Raw genomic sequence first — 15219 nt, 5'->3', positions numbered from 1 at the left:
CCGGGAGGCCGCGGCGGAGATCGGTGTCGTATAGAAGGTCGCTCAGACGCGACGGCGCTTCGGCGGGCGGCAGCCGTTGTGCGCGCTCGGGGTGACGTCCGTGATGGAGCCGACCTCGAGGCCGGCGGCCTGCAGGGAGCGGATGGCGGTCTCGCGCCCGGAGCCCGGGCCCTTGACGAACACGTCGACCTTGCGCATGCCGTGCTCCTGGGCACGCTTGGCGGCCTGCTCCGCGGTCATCTGCGCCGCGTAGGGAGTGGACTTGCGGGAGCCCTTGTGTCCGACCTCGCCCGACGAGGACCACGAGATCACGGCGCCGGTGGGGTCCGTGATGGACACGATCGTGTTGTTGAAGGTCGACTTGATGTGGGCCTGGCCCTGGGTGATGTTCTTGCTGGCCTTGCGGCGCGGCTTGCGAGCCGCTGCGCGTGACTTGGGGGGCATATCTTCTCCGTGACTCAGTTGGTCTGATCAGCGTGTGCCGGCCTGTCCGGGACCCCGGAGGCCGAGGGCATACGCAGAACTACTTCTTCTTGCCTGCGACGGTCCTCTTCGGACCCTTGCGGGTGCGGGCGTTGGTCTTGGTGCGCTGACCGCGGACCGGCAGGCCACGGCGGTGGCGCAGGCCCTGGTAGGAACCGATCTCGACCTTGCGCCGGATGTCGGCGGCGACCTCACGACGGAGGTCACCCTCGACCGTGAAGTTCCCCTCGATGTAGTCACGCAGAGCGACCAGCTGGTCGTCGCTGAGGTCCTTCACACGGGTGTTCGGGTCGATCCCGGTGGCCTCGAGGGCCAGCTGGGCGCGGGTGTGCCCGACGCCGTAGATGTAAGTGAGTGCGATCACCGTGCGCTTGTCGCGCGGGATGTCGACACCTGCCAGACGTGCCACGTGGCAGTCCTCCTTGTTCTTGTCCGAAGGTCTTCAGCAGTGCGTTCCCTCTGGGACGTCCCCGATACGGTGATCGGCGGCGTCCGGCGTCGGAGGTGACGCCGTCAGCGGGTCTCCGGCCCTCGGCAACCGGAGGTGGAACCGTGCAGCTCATCCACGGTGTGCACTGCCATCAACATTGAGCTGTGGTCGAGCGCCCGGGCGCCCTCACTTCATCCAGGTGGGAGAAGGTGAGGAGCTCAGCCCTGGCGCTGCTTGTGGCGCGGGTTCTTGCAGATCACGCGGATCACGCCGTTGCGGCGGATCACCTTGCAGTCAGAGCAGATCTGCTTCACGCTGGGGTGAACCTTCATGGCTTTCCTCTTTACTTGTAGCGGTAGACGATACGTCCACGGTTGAGGTCATACGGGCTCATCTCCACCACGACCCGGTCCTCCGGGAGGATCCGGATGTAGTGCTGGCGCATCTTGCCCGAGATGGTGGCGAGCACCACGTGGTCGTTCTCCAGACGCACGCGGAACATCGCGTTCGGAAGGGCTTCGGTCACCCGGCCCTCAACCTCGATCACACCTTCTTTTTTACCCATATGCTCCACACCGTTCGCGACTCCCCCGTCCGGTCGATGCACGACGACGGCGACAGCACCCGTCGATCCGGACCGCGGCGCACTGCACCGCCTGACCCGTGATCATGAGGAATGATGCCGCCGCACGTGACGTGCGGGCCGGGAGAATCTGGTTCTGTTTCTGACAGACGCCGCTGGGCTCCCTCCGCTCCCGGTGAGACCGGAGGCGCAGGACGCCCGCCGGTCTGCGGGCACGGCTGAACCACAGAGACAACCAGCAGTCAATACTACCCGACACCGAGTCGTCGCGGCAATTCGCCGCAGGAGGACCCGGGGGGGCAGCGGTGAGGAGGGCGGACCGGGGCCGGCAGCCGCGGTCGACCCGAGTGTCGATCAGCGGATCGGCACGGGGGTCACGCCGAGCGGCTCCAGCTCGGAGGCCCCGCCGTCGGGTGCGGTCAGCACCCAGATCCCGCCCTCGTGGCGGGCCACCGAGTGCTCCCACTGGCTGGCCCGGGACCCGTCCTCCGTGACGACCGTCCAGTCGTCGTCGAGGACCCGGGTCTCGATGCCGCCGCGGGTGAGCATCGGCTCGATGGCCAGCGCGAGGCCCGGCTTGATCCGGGTGCCCTTCATGCCCGTGGAGTAGTTGAAGACGTCCGGGGGCAGGTGCATGGCCGAGCCGATCCCGTGGCCCACATAGTCCTCGAGGATCCCCAGCCGCTCGCCGGGCTGGGAGACGACATGCTCCTCGATCGCTTCACCGATCTCCCCGACGTGGCGGGCCGTGGCGAAGGCGGCGATGCCGCGCCACATGGCCTGGCGCGTGATCTCCGAGAGACGCTCGTCGCCGGCGTCGGCGGTCCCGTCCTGGGAGGAGCCCAGGATCACCGTGCGCGCCGAGTCCGAGTGCCAGCCGTCGATGATGCAGCCGCCGTCGATCTTCAGCACGTCGCCGGTCTGCAGGACTCGGCCTCCGGGGATCCCGTGGACGACCTCGTCGTTGACCGACGCGCAGATGTGCCCGGGGAAGCCGTGATAGTTCAGGAAGTTCGGCTTCGCCTCGTGGTCGGCGAGCACCTCGGCGAAGACCGCGTCGAGCTCCGCCGTGCTCCGTCCGGGCTCTGCCGCGGCGACGGCGGCGTCGAGCGCCTCACACAGCACTGAGCCGGCGGCGTCCATGGAAGCCAGCTGCTCGGGCGTCTTGAGCTCGACGCGGGGTCGGGAGAACATCAGCCGCGGATCGCTTCCATGATGCGTCCGTAGACCTCGTCGATCTCGCCCAGCCCGTCGACCTGGCGGAGCAGGCCGCGGGAGTCGTACTCGGCGATCATCGGCGCGGTCTCGCTCTCGAAGAGCTCCAGACGACGGCGGATCGCGGCCTCATCGGCGTCATCCTCGCGCCCTTCGATCTCGGCGCGCTTCTTCAGCCGCTGGGTCAGCTCCTCACGGTCGGCGGTGAGCTCCAGCACGACGTCGAGCTCCACTCCCAGGCGGGAGAGCATCTCATCGAGCGCGGTCACCTGGGTGCGGTTGCGGGGGTAGCCGTCCAGCAGGAAGCCGTCCTTCGCGTCCTCCCAGGACAGGCGGTCCTCGACCATGCGGTTGGTCACCGAGTCCGGGACGAGCTCGCCGGCGTCGACGTAGGTCTGGGCCTCCCGGCCCAGCTCCGTCCCGCCCTTGATGTTGGCCCGGAAGATGTCACCGGTGGAGATGGCGACGATGCCCAGCTCCTCGGCGATCTTCTTCGACTGGGTTCCCTTGCCCGACCCGGCGGGTCCGACGATCAGCATTCGCGTCATCGCAGCAGCCCTTCGTAGTTCCTCTGTTCCATCTGAGCGTTGATCTGCTTCACCGTGGTCAGACCCACACCCACCATGATGAGGATGGAGGTTCCGCCGAACGGGAAGTTCTGGTCGGCGCGGATCAGCACGAAGGCGATCAGCGGGATCAGGGCGATGAAGCCCAGATACAGCGAGCCGGGGAACGTGATGCGGGAGATCACGTAGGCCAGGTAGCTCTCCGTGGGCCGGCCGGCGCGGATCCCGGGGATGAACCCGCCGTACTTGCGCATGTTCTCGGCCACCTCGTTCGGGTTGAACGTGATGGTCACGTAGAAGTAGGTGAACCCGATGGTCAGCAGGAAGAAGATCACCATGTACACCGGGTGGCTCTGCGTGCCGAAATACGTCTGGATGAGCTCGGCGAACCAGCCGGGCTCTTCTCCCGGGGCCGGCTGGTTGAACTGGATGTACACCGAGGGGAGCATCAGCACCGAGGAGGAGAAGATCACGGGGATGACACCGGCCATGTTGACCTTGATCGGAATGTAGGTGGAGGTTCCGCCCACCGTGCGACGGCCGACCTGGCGCTTCGCGTACTGGACCGGCACACGCCGCTGGGACTGCTCCACGAAGACCACTGCGGTGATGATGACCAGGCCGATCAGCATCACCAGGGCGAAGGTCCGCCAGCCCTGCACGGTCCAGATCTGACCCATGGCGCCGGGGAAGCCGGCGGCGATGGAGACGAAGATCAGGATGGACATGCCGTTGCCGACGCCTCGCTCGGTGATCTGCTCGCCGAGCCACATGATCAGCGCCACGCCCGAGGTCAGCACGACGATCATCAGGACGATGACCCACAGGGAGTCGTTCGGGATGATGGGGATGTCACAGCCCAGCAGCGCACCCGTGCGGGCCGTGGCGACCAGCGTGGTGGCGTTCAGCGTGGCCAGTCCGATGGTGAGGTAGCGGGTGTACTGCGTCAGCTTCGCCTGCCCCTGCGGGCCCTCCCGCTGAAGCGTCTCGAAGCGGGGGATGACCACGCGCAGCAGCTGCACGATGATGGCCGCGGTGATGTAGGGCATGATGCCCAGGGCGAAGACCGAGACCTGCAGCAGCGCACCGCCGGAGAACATGTTCACGAAGGAGTAGAGGCCCCCTTCCGTGGAGCCCAGCTCGAGACACTGCTGGACGGCGCCGTAGTCCACCCCGGGGGCCGGGATGAAGGCTCCGATCCGGTAGATCGTGATGATCCCGATCGTGAACCAGATCTTGCGGCGCAGGTCGGGCGTCTTGAACACCCTGGCTAGTGCGCTGAACACGCGTCCTCCTGTGGATGGTGCCTCGGCATGGCGTCAGTGGTCGCCGCCGAGGTCCGGCGGCCACACAGACAGCCATACTAACGTCACATGCGGGAACGATGAGAATCGTCTCCGAGATCCGGACCACAGCCGGAGCTCCTGATCACATGGCGGCGAGGCGGAACATGGGGTGGGTGGAGATGCACGACGGCCCCCGTCGCACGCGACGGGGGCCGTCAGACATCAGCGATGGGTCGCTCAGTCCTGTGCCGGAGCCGGACGCAGGTCCAGCGTCGTAACCGAACCGCCGGCCTCGGTGATCTTCTTCTCGGCCGAGGCGGAGAAGGCGTGGGCCTTCACCTGGACCGCCGAGGAGATCTCACCGGAGCCGAGCACCTTGACGGGGCGGCCCTTCTTGGCCACGCCCTTGGCGATGAGGATCTCCGGAGTGACCTCGCCGCCGGAGGGGAAGAGCTCCCCCAGGGTGGAGAGGTTCACCGGGGAGAACTCGACCCGGTTCGGGTTCTTGAAGCCGCGCAGCTTCGGAAGGCGCATGTGCAGCGGCAGCTGCCCACCCTCGAAGCCGGCGCGGACCTGGTAGCGGGCCTTGGTGCCCTTGGTGCCGCGGCCTGCGGTCTTGCCCTTGGACGCCTCACCACGGCCCACACGGGTGCGGGCCTTCTTGGAGCCGGGGGCCGGACGCAGGTCGTGGACCTTGAGGACCTCAGACTCGGCAGCGTTGTTCTCTGCCATCACTTGGCCTCCTCAACATTCACGAGATGCTTCACAGTGTTCAGCATGCCCACGGTGACGGCGTCCGCGTCACGGACCACGGTGTGGCCGATCCGCTTCAGACCCAGCGAACGCACCGTGTCACGGTGCTTCGGCGTGGCGCCGATGGTGGACTTCTTCTGAGTGATCTCCAGCTTGTGGTCGCCGGGGACCAGGTTCTTGGCGGTGGTGTAGTTGACCGTCACCCTCATGCACCTGCCTTCTGCGCACGAGCCTCGCGGTCCGCCTCCATGGTGCGGAGCATCGGGGCCGGTGCGACCTCGTCGAGGGCCTTGCCGCGGCGAGCCGCCACAGCCTGAGGCTCCTCGAGCTGCTTCAGAGCGTCGATGGTGCCGTGCACGATGTTCAGCGCGTTCACCGAGCCCATGGACTTGGTGAGCACGTCGTGGATGCCGGCGCACTCCAGCACGGCGCGAACCGGACCACCGGCGATCACACCGGTACCCGGGGAGGCCGGACGCAGCAGCACGACGCCCGCGGCGTCCTCGCCCTTGACCAGGTGCGGGATGGTGGAGCCCACGCGCGGCACGCGGAAGAAGTTCTTCTTGGCCTCCTCCACGCCCTTCTGGATCGCGGCGGGCACCTCCTTGGCCTTGCCATAGCCGACGCCGACCATGCCGTCGCCGTCGCCGACGACGACCAGCGCGGTGAAGCTGAAGCGACGACCGCCCTTGACGACCTTGGAGACGCGGTTGATGGTCACGACGCGCTCCAGGAACTTGTCCCGGTCGTCGTCGCGGCCGCCACGGCCACGGCCCTCGCCGCGGCCACGACCGCCGCGGCCACCACGGCCGCCGCGCTCGTCACGACCGCCGCGGCCGGAGCTCTTGTCAGCGGCCTGCTGGGTCTCGCCGGCCTGGGGCTGCTGAGCAGCCTGGGCGGCGTTCTCGTTGGCCTCAGTCACAGATGAGTCCTTCACAGTGTTGTCGGTGTTCTCACTCACAGCTTCAGACCACCCTCCCGAGCGCCGTCAGCGACGGCGGCCACGCGACCGTGGTACTTGTTGCCGCCGCGGTCGAAGACCACGGCCTCGATGCCGGCAGCTTTGGCGCGCTCGGCGATCAGCTCGCCGACCTTCTTCGCCTTGGCGGTCTTGTCGCCGTCGAAGCTGCGCAGGTCCGCCTCCATGGTGGTGGCGGAGACCAGCGTGCGGCTGCGGTCGTCGTCGACGACCTGAGCGACCATGTGGCGCGATGAGCGGGTGACCACCAGGCGCGGACGCTCGGCGGAACCGCTGATCTTCTTGCGCAGGCGGAGGTGACGACGGCCGCGGGCAGCGGACTTCGACTTGCCCTTGATACCAATAGCCATGCGTTACTTACCTGCCTTTCCGGCCTTGCGGCGAATCTGCTCGCCCTCGTAGCGCACGCCCTTGCCCTTGTACGGGTCAGGCTTGCGCAGCTTGCGGATGTTGGCGGCGACCTCGCCGACCTGCTGCTTGTCGATGCCGGAGACCGCGAGCTTGTTGGCGCCCTCGACCTGGAAGGTGATGCCCTCGGGGGCCTCCACCTGGATCGGGTGCGAGTAGCCCAGGGCGAACTCGAGGTCCGAGCCCTTCGCCTGCACGCGGTAACCGGTGCCGACGATCTCGAGCTTCTTGGTGTAGCCGTCGGTGACACCGATGATCATGTTGTTGATCAGGGTGCGGGTCAGGCCGTGCAGGGAGCGGGACTCGCGCTCGTCGTCGGGACGGGTCACCGTGATGGTGCCGTCCTCGATGGCGACGTCGATGCCCTCGGCGAGGGTCCGCTGGAGCGAGCCCTTCGAGCCCTTCACGGAGATCTCACGGCCGTCGAGGGAGACCTCGACGCCGACAGGGATGGTGATCGGAAGACGACCGATGCGTGACATTGTGCTTCGACTCCTTCCGGTTACCAGACGTAGGCGAGGACTTCCCCGCCGACGCCCTTCTTGGCAGCCTGCCGGTCCGTGAGCAGACCGGAAGAGGTGGACAGGATCGCGATGCCCAGACCGCCCAGCACGTGCGGGAGGTTGTTGGACTTCGCATACACCCGGAGACCGGGCTTGGAGATGCGGCGCAGGCCGGCGATCGAACGCTCACGGTTCGGGCCGAACTTGAGGTCGATGACCAGGGTCTTCCCGACCTCGGCCTCCTCCTCGCGCCAGTCAGTGATGTAACCCTCGGCCTTGAGGATGTCGGCCACCCGCACCTTCAGCTTGGAGCTGGGCATGGAGACCTGGTCGTGGTAGGCCGAGTTGGCGTTGCGCAGACGCGTCAGCATGTCTGCGACTGGGTCAGTCATTGTCATGTGGGGCGTGTGCCCTTCCTCGCCGCGGTTTCCGATCTCCGAAGGGACTCAGCGTCCCCGACAGGGTCGGGGCCGATGGAACCTCTGGTGAAGGGACCTGCGGCGTAGTGCTTACTGTTCGGTCTTGAAGGGGAAGCCGAGCGCCTTCAGCAGCGCGCGGCCCTCGTCGTCGGTCTTGGCGGTGGTCACCACGGTGATGTCCATGCCGCGAGCACGGTCGATCGCGTCCTGGTCGATCTCGTGGAACACAGCCTGCTCGGTCAGACCGAACGTGTAGTTGCCGTTGCCGTCGAACTGCTTGGGGCTCAGGCCGCGGAAGTCACGGATGCGCGGCAGCGCAAGGGTGACGAGGCGGTCGATGAACTCCCACATGCGGTCGCCGCGCAGCGTGGTGTGCGCACCGATCGGCTGACCCTCGCGCAGCTTGAACTGCGCGATGGACTTCCGGGCGCGGGTGACCTTCGGCTTCTGGCCGGTGATGTTGGTCAGGTCGCGCACGGCGCCGTCGATGAGCTTGGAGTCGCGTGCTGCCTCGCCGACGCCCATGTTGACCACGACCTTGACCAGGCCGGGGACCTCCATGACGTTGCCGTAGCCGAACTCGCCCTGCAGCGCCTCGCGGATCTCGGAGCGGTACTTGGTCTTCAGACGGGGGGTGATCTTCTCGGTCACGCTCTGCACCTCGGTCATCACAGGTCCTTTCCGGAGGCCTTGGCGTACCGGACGCGCACAGTCTTGGTGCGGCCGTCACGCTCGACGGTCTCCTCCCGGTAGCCGACCCGGGTGGGCTTGCCCGACTCCGGGTCCACCACGGCCACGTTGGAGATGTGGATGGGGGCCTCGGACTCGACGATGCCGCCCTCGGTGTTGCCGAACTGGCCGGCACGGAGGTGGCGCTTCACACGGTTGACGCCCTCGACGACGACGCGCTCCTCGCGCGGCCGCACCTCGAGGACCTTGCCCTGCTTGCCCCGGTCCTTGCCGGTGAGGATCTGGACGAGGTCGTCCTTCTTGATCTTTGCCATGAGTCAGAGCACCTCCGGCGCGAGCGAGACGATCTTCATGAACTTCTTGTCGCGCAGCTCACGACCCACCGGCCCGAAGATACGGGTACCGCGGGGCTCCGGGGTGTCACCCTTGAGGATGACGGCAGCATTCTCGTCGAAGCTGATGTAGGAGCCGTCGTTGCGGCGGGTCTTCTTCTTCGAACGGACGAGCACAGCCTTGACGACGTCGCCCTTCTTGACGTTGCCGCCGGGGATGGCGTCCTTGACGGTGGCGACGAAGGTGTCGCCGATGCCTGCGTAGCGGCGTCCCGATCCGCCGAGAACACGGATGACCAAAAGTTCCTTGGCCCCGGTGTTGTCAGCGATCTTCAGCCGCGATTCCTGCTGGATCACGTGGATAATCTCCTGTCGTCTCGCCGGTTCTCGTCGTCCATCCGACGAGCCTTGCGGAACTTCTACGGGAACACTCCCCCGCCGCTTACCCCCGTGGTCCATCGCGTCAGACGCGATCTGTCACTGTCCACGGGGCCGAGGCGGCCTTGGGGGACGTGCGCTTTCCTCAACCCTCCCGGTCTGGCGACCGGAGACGAGGGCCCGCGGGATGGATGGTCCCGCTGCAAGGGCGCACAGCCTCAATATCATACCTGAAAACAGTTCGGGACCCAACTCACCGCGGTGAGTCGGGTCCCGAACCGTCAGCCGGCCCCTCCGGGCCGGGGTGCCGTGCCGCGCTCCCCACAGGGAGCGCGGCACGGGATGCTCATCAGTCGATGATCACTTGGCCTTCTCGATGATCCGCACCAGGCGCCAGCGCTTCGACGCCGACAGCGGGCGGGTCTCCGAGATGAGCACGGTGTCGCCGATGCCGGCGTCGCCGTTCTCGTCGTGAGCCTTGAACTTCGAGTGCCGCTTCATGACCTTCCCGTACAGGGAGTGCTTCCTGCGGTCCTCGACCTCGACCACGATGGTCTTGTCCATCTTGTCGGACACGACCACACCACGCAGGTTCTTGCGGTAGTTGCGCTCGGTGCCCTGTGCTTCGGTGTTCTTCTCGCTCATGCTCAGTCCTCAGCCTTCTCTTCAGCAGCCTCTGCCTCGGCGCCGACCATCTCACGGATGCCCAGCTCGCGCTCCCGCAGGACCGTGTAGATCCGGGCGATGTCACGCTTGACGGCCTTCAGGCGGCTGGAGCTCTCCAGCTGACCGGTGGCGGACTGGAAGCGCAGGTTGAACAGCTCCTCCTTGGCGGAGCGCAGCTGCTCGGCCAGCGAAGCGTCGTCCATGGTCGAGAGCTTCTCGACCGTCAGATCCTTCGAACCGACTGCCATCGTCACTCACCACTCTCTCGGCTGATCACGCGTGCCTTCATCGGCAGCTTGTGGATTGCCAGACGCAGGGCCTCCTTGGCGACCTCTTCGCTGACACCGGACAGCTCGAACATCACGCGTCCGGGCTTCACGTTGGCGACCCACCACTCGGGCGAGCCCTTACCGGAGCCCATGCGGACCTCGGCGGGCTTCTTGGTCAGCGGCTGGTCCGGGTAGATGTTGATCCAGACCTTTCCGCCTCGCTTGATGTAGCGGGTCATCGCGATACGTGCCGACTCGATCTGCCGGTTCGTCACGTAGGCGGGGCCCAGGGCCTGGATGCCGTACTCGCCGAAGGCGAGTTCGGTGCCGCCCTTGGCCTGGCCGCGGCGCTTGGGCTTGTGCGGCTTGCGGTACTTGACTCGACGGGGCATCAGCATCAGCTCTGTCCTCCTTCAGCTGCAGACTCGGCAGCCGCCGGAGCGCCCTGCTGGTCCCGGCTGCGACCGCCGCGACGACGACGCTCGCCGCCGCCGGCACCGCCGCGACCGCCACGACCGCCCCGGCCCGAAGGCTGGGAGGCCTGCTGAGCGGCCAGCTCCTTGGCGGTCAGGTCACCCTTGTAGACCCAGACCTTGACGCCGATCCGACCGAAGGTCGTCTTGGCCTCGTGCCTGCCGAAGTCGATGTTGGCGCGCAGGGTGTGCAGCGGCACGCGACCCTCGCGGTAGAACTCCGAACGGGACATCTCCGCACCGCCCAGGCGTCCGGCGCACTGGATGCGGATGCCCTTGGCGCCGGCACGCATGGCCGACGAGATGGACTTCTTCATCGCGCGGCGGAAGGCCACACGGGAGGCGAGCTGCTCGGCCACACCCTGGGCGACCAGCTGAGCGTCGGTCTCGGGGTTCTTGACCTCGAGGATGTTCAGCTGGATCTGCTTGCCGGTGAGCTTCTCCAGCTCGCTGCGGATGCGGTCCGCCTCGGCGCCGCGGCGGCCGATCACGATGCCCGGACGTGCCGTGTGGATGTCCACACGGACGCGGTCACGGGTGCGCTCGATCTCGACCTTGGAGATGCCGGCGCGCTCGACGCTCTTGTTCAGCAGCTCCCGGATCTGGACGTCTTCCTTCACGAAGTCCTTGTAGCGCTGACCCGGCTTGCTCGAGTCGGCGTACCAGTGGGAGACGTGGTCAGTGGTGACACCCAGACGGAAACCATTCGGGTTGATCTTCTGTCCCACTACTGATCCCCACCTTTCTCTTCCGTACCGACCACGACGGTGACGTGGCTGGTGCGCTTGTTGATGCGGTACGCCCGACCCTGGGCGCGCGGACGGAACCGCTTCATGGTCGGTCCCTCGTCCACTCGGGCCTCGGTGACGTAGTAGTCGTCCTCATTGAAGGCGACACCGGCCTGGTCCGCGTGCTGGCGAGCGTTCGCCAGCGCGGAGGCCACCACCTTGTACACCGGCTCCGAGGCGCCCTGCGGGGCGAACTGGAGGATCGCCAGCGCCTCGTTGGCCTGCTTGCCGCGGACAAGGTCGACGACGCGCCGGGCCTTCATAGGCGTCACACGCAGGTAGCGCGCAATTGCCTTGGCTTCCATTGCTTTCCTTCTCTCGTCTCTCGATCGAAGAGGCTTCACGTTCACTCATCCCGTGAGGGGATCAGCGACGCTTGCCCTTCTTGTCGTCCTTCACATGGCCGCGGAAAGTGCGGGTCAGCGCGAACTCGCCGAGCTTGTGCCCGACCATCGACTCGGTGATGAACACCGGGATGTGCTTGCGACCGTCGTGCACTGCGATCGTGTGGCCGAGCATGTCCGGAATGATCATGGAACGGCGGGACCAGGTCTTGATGACGTTCTTGGTGCCCTTTTCGTTCTCAGCCACGACCTTCAGGTACAGGTGCTGATCAACGAAGGGGCCCTTCTTCAAGCTGCGTGGCATGTCTCCAGGCTCCTATCGCTTGTTCTTGTTCCGACGGCGACGCACGATGAGCTTGTCGCTCTCCTTGTTGGGACGACGAGTGCGACCCTCGGGCTTGCCGTTCGGGTTGACCGGGTGGCGACCACCGGAGGTCTTGCCCTCACCACCACCGTGCGGGTGGTCCACCGGGTTCATGACCACACCGCGCACGGTCGGGCGGATGCCCTTCCAGCGGTTGCGGCCGGCCTTGCCCCAGTTGATGTTGGACTGCTCGGCGTTGCCCACCTGGCCGACCGTCGCCCGGCAGCGGACGTCGACGTTGCGCACCTCACCGGAGGGCAGACGCAGCTGGGCGTACTTGCCCTCACGGGCGACCAGCTGGATGGAGGCTCCGGCGGAGCGGCCCAGCTTGGCACCGCCGCCCGGACGCAGCTCCACCGCGTGGATCACGGTACCCAGCGGGATGTTGCGCAGCGGGAGGTTGTTGCCCGGCTTGATGTCAGCGTTCGGGCCGGACTCCACCGGGGCACCCTGCTCCAGCTTGGCCGGAGCCAGGATGTAGCGCTTGGTGCCGTCGGCGAAGTGCAGCAGGGCGATGCGGGCGGTGCGGTTCGGGTCGTACTCGATGTGCGCGACCTTCGCCGGGACGCCGTCCTTGTCCGAGCGACGGAAGTCGATCAGCCGGTACTGGCGCTTGTGACCGCCGCCCTTGTGGCGAGTGGTGATCTTGCCCGAGCTGTTGCGGCCGCCCGACTTGGACAGCGGGCGCAGCAGGGACTTCTCCGGGGTGTCCCGGGTGATCTCTGCGAAGTCGGCCACCGACGAGCCGCGCTGGCCCGGGGTGGTCGGCTTGAGGTTACGGATAGCCATGTTCTTCTTCCTCGATTAAGTGGTCTCCGCGGGGCTCAGCCCAGCGGACCTCCGAAGATGTCAATGTTGCCCTCGCGCAGGGTGATGATCGCGCGCTTGGTGGCGTTGCGAGATCCCCAGCCGAAGCGCGTGCGCTTCCGCTTGCCCGGGCGGTTGATGGTGTTGACGGAGTCGACCTTCACCGAGAAGATCTTCTCCACGGCGTACTTGATCTCCGACTTGGTGGCCTTGACGTCGACGAGGAAGGTGTACTTGCCCTCGTCGATCAGGCCGTAGGACTTCTCCGAGACGACCGGTGCGATGACCACGTCCCGGGGGTCTTTCTCGGTCAGGACGCTCACTTCGTCTCCTCCTTCTCGGCGCCCGCCTGCTGCGCGAGGAAGGCGTCATAGCCGGCCTGGGTGAACACCACGTCGTCAGAGACGACGACGTCATAGGTGTTCAGCTGGTCCGAGTACAGCGTGTGGACGTGCGGCAGGTTGCGGGTCGACAGCGCGGCGACGTCGTCGCTGCGGTCGATCACGACCAGCCAGTTGCGGTTCGCGCCGCCCAGGGAGGCCAGGGCCTCCTTGGCGCCCTTGGTGGACGGGGTCTCAGAGACCAGAGCGTCCACGACGTGGATCCGTCCGTTGCGCGCCCGGTTGGAGAGGGCGCCGCGCAGAGCGGCGGCCTTCATCTTCTTGGGGGTGCGCTGGGCGTAGCTGCGCGGGGTCGGGCCGTGGACGATGCCGCCGCCGATCATGTGCGGGGCGATCATCGAACCCTGGCGCGCGCGGCCGGTGCCCTTCTGGCGGAACGGCTTCGCCGTGGTGCCGGACACCTCCGCACGGGTCTTGACCTTGTGCGTGCCCTGACGGGCTGCAGCCTGCTGCGCGACCACGACCTGGTGGATCAGGGCGACGTTGGTCTTGGCGTCGAAGACCTCGGCAGGGAGGTCGACGGAAACCTTGTTGGCCATGTGGATCATGCTCCCTTCACTGCCGTGCGGACCAGGACGACCTGGCCGCGAGCACCGGGGACGGCGCCCTTGATGAGCAGCAGGTTCTTCTCGGCGTCCACCGCGTGGACGGTGAGGTTGTGCGTGGTGTGGCGCTCGTTGCCCATGCGGCCGGCCATGCGCAGACCCTTGAAGACGCGACCCGGAGTGGCGGCGCCACCGATCGAGCCCGGCTTGCGGTGGTTCTTGTGCTGACCGTGCGAGGCGCCCACACCGGCGAAGCCGTGACGCTTCATGACGCCGGCGAAGCCCTTGCCCTTGGTCTTGCCGACGACGTCGACCTTCTGGCCGGCCTCAAAGGCTTCGACGGAGAGGTCCTGGCCGGCCTCATAGGCAGAGGAGTCGGCGGTGCGGACCTCGACGAGGTGGCGACGCGGGGTCACACCGGCCTTGGCGAAGTGGCCCGCCAGCGGCTTGGTGACCTTGCGCGGGTCGATCTGGCCGTAGCCGATCTGCACCGCGTTGTAGCCGTCGGTCTCGTCAGTGCGGACCTGCGTGATGACGTTGGAGTCGGCCTGGACGACAGTGACCGGAACGAGGTTGTTGTCCTCGTCCCAGACCTGGGTCATGCCGAGCTTCGTGCCCAGCAGTCCCTTGACGTTCAGTTCGACGCGGGAAATGTTGGTCATAGTTCTCTCAGCACCTCCCTGCTTCAGAGCTTGATCTCGATGTTGACATCTGCAGGCAGGTCGAGTCGCATCAACGAGTCGACCGCCTTGGGGGTGGGGTCGACGATGTCGATGAGGCGCTTGTGGGTGCGCATCTCGAAGTGCTCGCGGCTGTCCTTGTACTTGTGGGGAGAACGGATCACGGCGTACACGTTCTTCTCGGTGGGCAGCGGCACGGGGCCCACTACCGTCGCACCTGCGCGCGTGACCGTGTCAACGATCTTCCGGGCTGAGGTGTCGATGACCTCGTGGTCATACGACTTCAGCCGGATGCGGATTTTCTGTCCCGCCATGGCGTCTGCCTCTTTCTGGTCAGTGCTTCTTCGTCTGGTCTTCTCGCAGTCCACCGCTGCGGCAGAGCATCACGCTCCCAGAAAAGGCATCGCCCCATCCCCGTCTCGCGACAGGCCTGAGCGGCACTCCCCTTCTGCAGTTGTGGACTGCGCATCAGGCAAGGCCGTGATGCACACCCCGGTCAGGCCGAACCCGTCATGATGACGGGCTGCTCGCCCCGCCGGACTCCGACCCCCGCGGTCGGGCGTGTCGCTTTGATGAGCGGAGAACTCCGCGCACAGCAGGACACACCGCGCAGATCGGGCTGGACTTCGATCAGATTGACAGCTCATCGGCGCCTGATGACACCGGGATTCGGGCGACCCCTGGGGAGCGGGCCTGCGATCATATCGCCTGCCGCAGCCATCTCAGGGCGCACTCGTCCGTGAGCAACTTGTCCATCTTGACAGAAAAACCTCCAGCACGCAAAACAAGGGCCCCCGACGTCCTGGTGGACATCGGGGGCCCTTGTGCGCCCTCAGGAGGAGGTCAGGTCCTGACCT

27 protein-coding genes are annotated in these 15219 nt (G+C 66.5%); all 27 read right to left on the bottom strand.

Annotation, left to right across the window (positions count from 1 at the left end; all coding sequences use genetic code 11):
* Window positions 1-42: 42 nt before the first annotated feature.
* Entirely contained in the window at window positions 43-444 is a 402-nt protein-coding gene (gene rpsK / locus SD455_RS04935; protein ID WP_070162535.1) for a 30S ribosomal protein S11, read from the bottom strand.
* 79 nt (window positions 445-523) lie between these two features.
* Complete coding sequence (rpsM, locus tag SD455_RS04930) at window positions 524-892, bottom strand: 30S ribosomal protein S13 (RefSeq protein WP_070162533.1); 369 nt, start codon at window positions 890-892, stop codon at window positions 524-526.
* Between the two features lie 239 nt (window positions 893-1131).
* Window positions 1132-1245, bottom strand: a complete 114-nt coding sequence (gene rpmJ / locus SD455_RS04925) for a 50S ribosomal protein L36 (RefSeq protein ID WP_070162531.1) — start codon at window positions 1243-1245, stop codon at window positions 1132-1134.
* An 11-nt stretch (window positions 1246-1256) separates the two neighbouring features.
* A complete protein-coding gene (gene infA / locus SD455_RS04920; RefSeq protein ID WP_070162529.1) occupies window positions 1257-1478 on the bottom strand; it encodes a translation initiation factor IF-1 in 222 nt (73 codons plus the stop codon).
* A gap of 372 nt (window positions 1479-1850) precedes the next feature.
* Entirely contained in the window at window positions 1851-2690 is an 840-nt protein-coding gene (map, locus tag SD455_RS04915) for a type I methionyl aminopeptidase (protein ID WP_170922716.1), read from the bottom strand.
* Entirely contained in the window at window positions 2690-3259 is a 570-nt protein-coding gene (locus SD455_RS04910) for an adenylate kinase (protein ID WP_070162528.1), read from the bottom strand. The genes map and SD455_RS04910 overlap by 1 nt, the downstream gene beginning before the upstream one ends.
* A complete protein-coding gene (gene secY, locus SD455_RS04905; RefSeq protein WP_445507402.1) occupies window positions 3256-4563 on the bottom strand; it encodes a preprotein translocase subunit SecY in 1308 nt (435 codons plus the stop codon). Before secY ends, SD455_RS04910 begins: the two co-directional genes overlap by 4 nt.
* A gap of 237 nt (window positions 4564-4800) precedes the next feature.
* Complete coding sequence (rplO, locus tag SD455_RS04900) at window positions 4801-5295, bottom strand: 50S ribosomal protein L15 (protein ID WP_311024503.1); 495 nt, start codon at window positions 5293-5295, stop codon at window positions 4801-4803.
* Entirely contained in the window at window positions 5295-5525 is a 231-nt protein-coding gene (gene rpmD, locus SD455_RS04895) for a 50S ribosomal protein L30 (RefSeq protein WP_070162524.1), read from the bottom strand. Before rpmD ends, rplO begins: the two co-directional genes overlap by 1 nt.
* Entirely contained in the window at window positions 5522-6277 is a 756-nt protein-coding gene (gene rpsE, locus SD455_RS04890) for a 30S ribosomal protein S5 (protein WP_311024504.1), read from the bottom strand. Before rpsE ends, rpmD begins: the two co-directional genes overlap by 4 nt.
* Window positions 6274-6645 carry a 50S ribosomal protein L18 gene (gene rplR, locus SD455_RS04885; protein WP_070159069.1) on the bottom strand — a complete coding sequence of 124 codons (372 nt, stop codon included), beginning with the start codon at window positions 6643-6645 and terminating at the stop codon, window positions 6274-6276. The genes rpsE and rplR overlap by 4 nt, the downstream gene beginning before the upstream one ends.
* Before the next feature lie 3 nt (window positions 6646-6648).
* A complete protein-coding gene (gene rplF / locus SD455_RS04880) occupies window positions 6649-7185 on the bottom strand; it encodes a 50S ribosomal protein L6 (protein WP_085437865.1) in 537 nt (178 codons plus the stop codon).
* A gap of 20 nt (window positions 7186-7205) precedes the next feature.
* Entirely contained in the window at window positions 7206-7604 is a 399-nt protein-coding gene (rpsH, locus tag SD455_RS04875; RefSeq protein WP_070159067.1) for a 30S ribosomal protein S8, read from the bottom strand.
* A gap of 111 nt (window positions 7605-7715) precedes the next feature.
* Entirely contained in the window at window positions 7716-8294 is a 579-nt protein-coding gene (gene rplE, locus SD455_RS04870; protein WP_070159066.1) for a 50S ribosomal protein L5, read from the bottom strand.
* Window positions 8294-8629 carry a 50S ribosomal protein L24 gene (gene rplX / locus SD455_RS04865; RefSeq protein ID WP_070159065.1) on the bottom strand — a complete coding sequence of 112 codons (336 nt, stop codon included), beginning with the start codon at window positions 8627-8629 and terminating at the stop codon, window positions 8294-8296. Before rplX ends, rplE begins: the two co-directional genes overlap by 1 nt.
* A gap of 3 nt (window positions 8630-8632) precedes the next feature.
* A complete protein-coding gene (rplN, locus tag SD455_RS04860) occupies window positions 8633-9004 on the bottom strand; it encodes a 50S ribosomal protein L14 (RefSeq protein ID WP_070159064.1) in 372 nt (123 codons plus the stop codon).
* 381 nt (window positions 9005-9385) lie between these two features.
* Complete coding sequence (gene rpsQ, locus SD455_RS04855; RefSeq protein WP_070159063.1) at window positions 9386-9670, bottom strand: 30S ribosomal protein S17; 285 nt, start codon at window positions 9668-9670, stop codon at window positions 9386-9388.
* Between the two features lie 2 nt (window positions 9671-9672).
* Window positions 9673-9939, bottom strand: a complete 267-nt coding sequence (rpmC, locus tag SD455_RS04850) for a 50S ribosomal protein L29 (protein WP_070159062.1) — start codon at window positions 9937-9939, stop codon at window positions 9673-9675.
* 2 nt (window positions 9940-9941) lie between these two features.
* Window positions 9942-10358, bottom strand: a complete 417-nt coding sequence (gene rplP, locus SD455_RS04845; RefSeq protein WP_070159061.1) for a 50S ribosomal protein L16 — start codon at window positions 10356-10358, stop codon at window positions 9942-9944.
* The gene (rpsC, locus tag SD455_RS04840) at window positions 10358-11161 is read right to left on the bottom strand and encodes a 30S ribosomal protein S3 (RefSeq protein ID WP_344684344.1); all 804 of its coding nucleotides are present in this window, start codon (window positions 11159-11161) and stop codon (window positions 10358-10360) included. Before rpsC ends, rplP begins: the two co-directional genes overlap by 1 nt.
* Window positions 11161-11526, bottom strand: a complete 366-nt coding sequence (gene rplV, locus SD455_RS04835; RefSeq protein ID WP_070161783.1) for a 50S ribosomal protein L22 — start codon at window positions 11524-11526, stop codon at window positions 11161-11163. Before rplV ends, rpsC begins: the two co-directional genes overlap by 1 nt.
* 61 nt (window positions 11527-11587) lie before the next feature.
* On the bottom strand, window positions 11588-11869 hold the full coding sequence (rpsS, locus tag SD455_RS04830; protein ID WP_070161785.1) for a 30S ribosomal protein S19: 282 nt from the start codon (window positions 11867-11869) through the stop codon (window positions 11588-11590).
* 12 nt (window positions 11870-11881) lie between these two features.
* Window positions 11882-12718 (bottom strand): 50S ribosomal protein L2, encoded by an 837-nt coding sequence (gene rplB, locus SD455_RS04825; protein WP_070161787.1) that lies wholly within the window; start codon window positions 12716-12718, stop codon window positions 11882-11884.
* Window positions 12719-12753: 35 nt separating this feature from the next.
* Window positions 12754-13059, bottom strand: coding sequence for a 50S ribosomal protein L23 (gene rplW / locus SD455_RS04820; RefSeq protein ID WP_070161789.1), 306 nt, complete (start codon window positions 13057-13059; stop codon window positions 12754-12756).
* On the bottom strand, window positions 13056-13676 hold the full coding sequence (gene rplD, locus SD455_RS04815) for a 50S ribosomal protein L4 (protein ID WP_085437747.1): 621 nt from the start codon (window positions 13674-13676) through the stop codon (window positions 13056-13058). The genes rplW and rplD overlap by 4 nt, the downstream gene beginning before the upstream one ends.
* A gap of 5 nt (window positions 13677-13681) precedes the next feature.
* Window positions 13682-14344 (bottom strand): 50S ribosomal protein L3, encoded by a 663-nt coding sequence (rplC, locus tag SD455_RS04810; RefSeq protein WP_085437746.1) that lies wholly within the window; start codon window positions 14342-14344, stop codon window positions 13682-13684.
* 23 nt (window positions 14345-14367) lie between these two features.
* Window positions 14368-14676 (bottom strand): 30S ribosomal protein S10, encoded by a 309-nt coding sequence (gene rpsJ, locus SD455_RS04805; RefSeq protein WP_022871716.1) that lies wholly within the window; start codon window positions 14674-14676, stop codon window positions 14368-14370.
* Window positions 14677-15219: the final 543 nt, after the last annotated feature.

The sequence above is a fragment of the Nesterenkonia sp. K-15-9-6 genome, from assembly GCF_052656005.1.
The sequence above is the reverse complement of the archived record's forward strand: the minus strand, read 5'-3'. Positions and strand labels throughout refer to the sequence as shown.

Bases quoted from the DNA above. Each gene is read 5' to 3' on its own strand.
- rpsK (WP_070162535.1), bottom strand. From the start codon at position 444: ATGCCCCCCAAGTCACGCGCAGCGGCTCGCAAGCCGCGCCGCAAGGCC.
- rpmJ (WP_070162531.1), bottom strand. From the start codon at position 1,245: ATGAAGGTTCACCCCAGCGTGAAGCAGATCTGCTCTGACTGCAAGGTG.
- infA (WP_070162529.1), bottom strand. From the start codon at position 1,478: ATGGGTAAAAAAGAAGGTGTGATCGAGGTTGAGGGCCGGGTGACCGAA.
- map (WP_170922716.1), bottom strand. From the start codon at position 2,690: ATGTTCTCCCGACCCCGCGTCGAGCTCAAGACGCCCGAGCAGCTGGCT.
- SD455_RS04910 (WP_070162528.1), bottom strand. From the start codon at position 3,259: ATGACGCGAATGCTGATCGTCGGACCCGCCGGGTCGGGCAAGGGAACC.
- rplO (WP_311024503.1), bottom strand. From the start codon at position 5,295: ATGGCAGAGAACAACGCTGCCGAGTCTGAGGTCCTCAAGGTCCACGAC.
- rpmD (WP_070162524.1), bottom strand. From the start codon at position 5,525: ATGAGGGTGACGGTCAACTACACCACCGCCAAGAACCTGGTCCCCGGC.
- rplR (WP_070159069.1), bottom strand. From the start codon at position 6,645: ATGGCTATTGGTATCAAGGGCAAGTCGAAGTCCGCTGCCCGCGGCCGT.
- rplF (WP_085437865.1), bottom strand. From the start codon at position 7,185: ATGTCACGCATCGGTCGTCTTCCGATCACCATCCCTGTCGGCGTCGAG.
- rpsH (WP_070159067.1), bottom strand. From the start codon at position 7,604: ATGACAATGACTGACCCAGTCGCAGACATGCTGACGCGTCTGCGCAAC.
- rplE (WP_070159066.1), bottom strand. From the start codon at position 8,294: ATGACCGAGGTGCAGAGCGTGACCGAGAAGATCACCCCCCGTCTGAAG.
- rplX (WP_070159065.1), bottom strand. From the start codon at position 8,629: ATGGCAAAGATCAAGAAGGACGACCTCGTCCAGATCCTCACCGGCAAG.
- rpsQ (WP_070159063.1), bottom strand. From the start codon at position 9,670: ATGAGCGAGAAGAACACCGAAGCACAGGGCACCGAGCGCAACTACCGC.
- rpmC (WP_070159062.1), bottom strand. From the start codon at position 9,939: ATGGCAGTCGGTTCGAAGGATCTGACGGTCGAGAAGCTCTCGACCATG.
- rplP (WP_070159061.1), bottom strand. From the start codon at position 10,358: ATGCTGATGCCCCGTCGAGTCAAGTACCGCAAGCCGCACAAGCCCAAG.
- rplV (WP_070161783.1), bottom strand. From the start codon at position 11,526: ATGGAAGCCAAGGCAATTGCGCGCTACCTGCGTGTGACGCCTATGAAG.
- rpsS (WP_070161785.1), bottom strand. From the start codon at position 11,869: ATGCCACGCAGCTTGAAGAAGGGCCCCTTCGTTGATCAGCACCTGTAC.
- rplB (WP_070161787.1), bottom strand. From the start codon at position 12,718: ATGGCTATCCGTAACCTCAAGCCGACCACCCCGGGCCAGCGCGGCTCG.
- rplD (WP_085437747.1), bottom strand. From the start codon at position 13,676: ATGGCCAACAAGGTTTCCGTCGACCTCCCTGCCGAGGTCTTCGACGCC.
- rplC (WP_085437746.1), bottom strand. From the start codon at position 14,344: ATGACCAACATTTCCCGCGTCGAACTGAACGTCAAGGGACTGCTGGGC.
- rpsJ (WP_022871716.1), bottom strand. From the start codon at position 14,676: ATGGCGGGACAGAAAATCCGCATCCGGCTGAAGTCGTATGACCACGAG.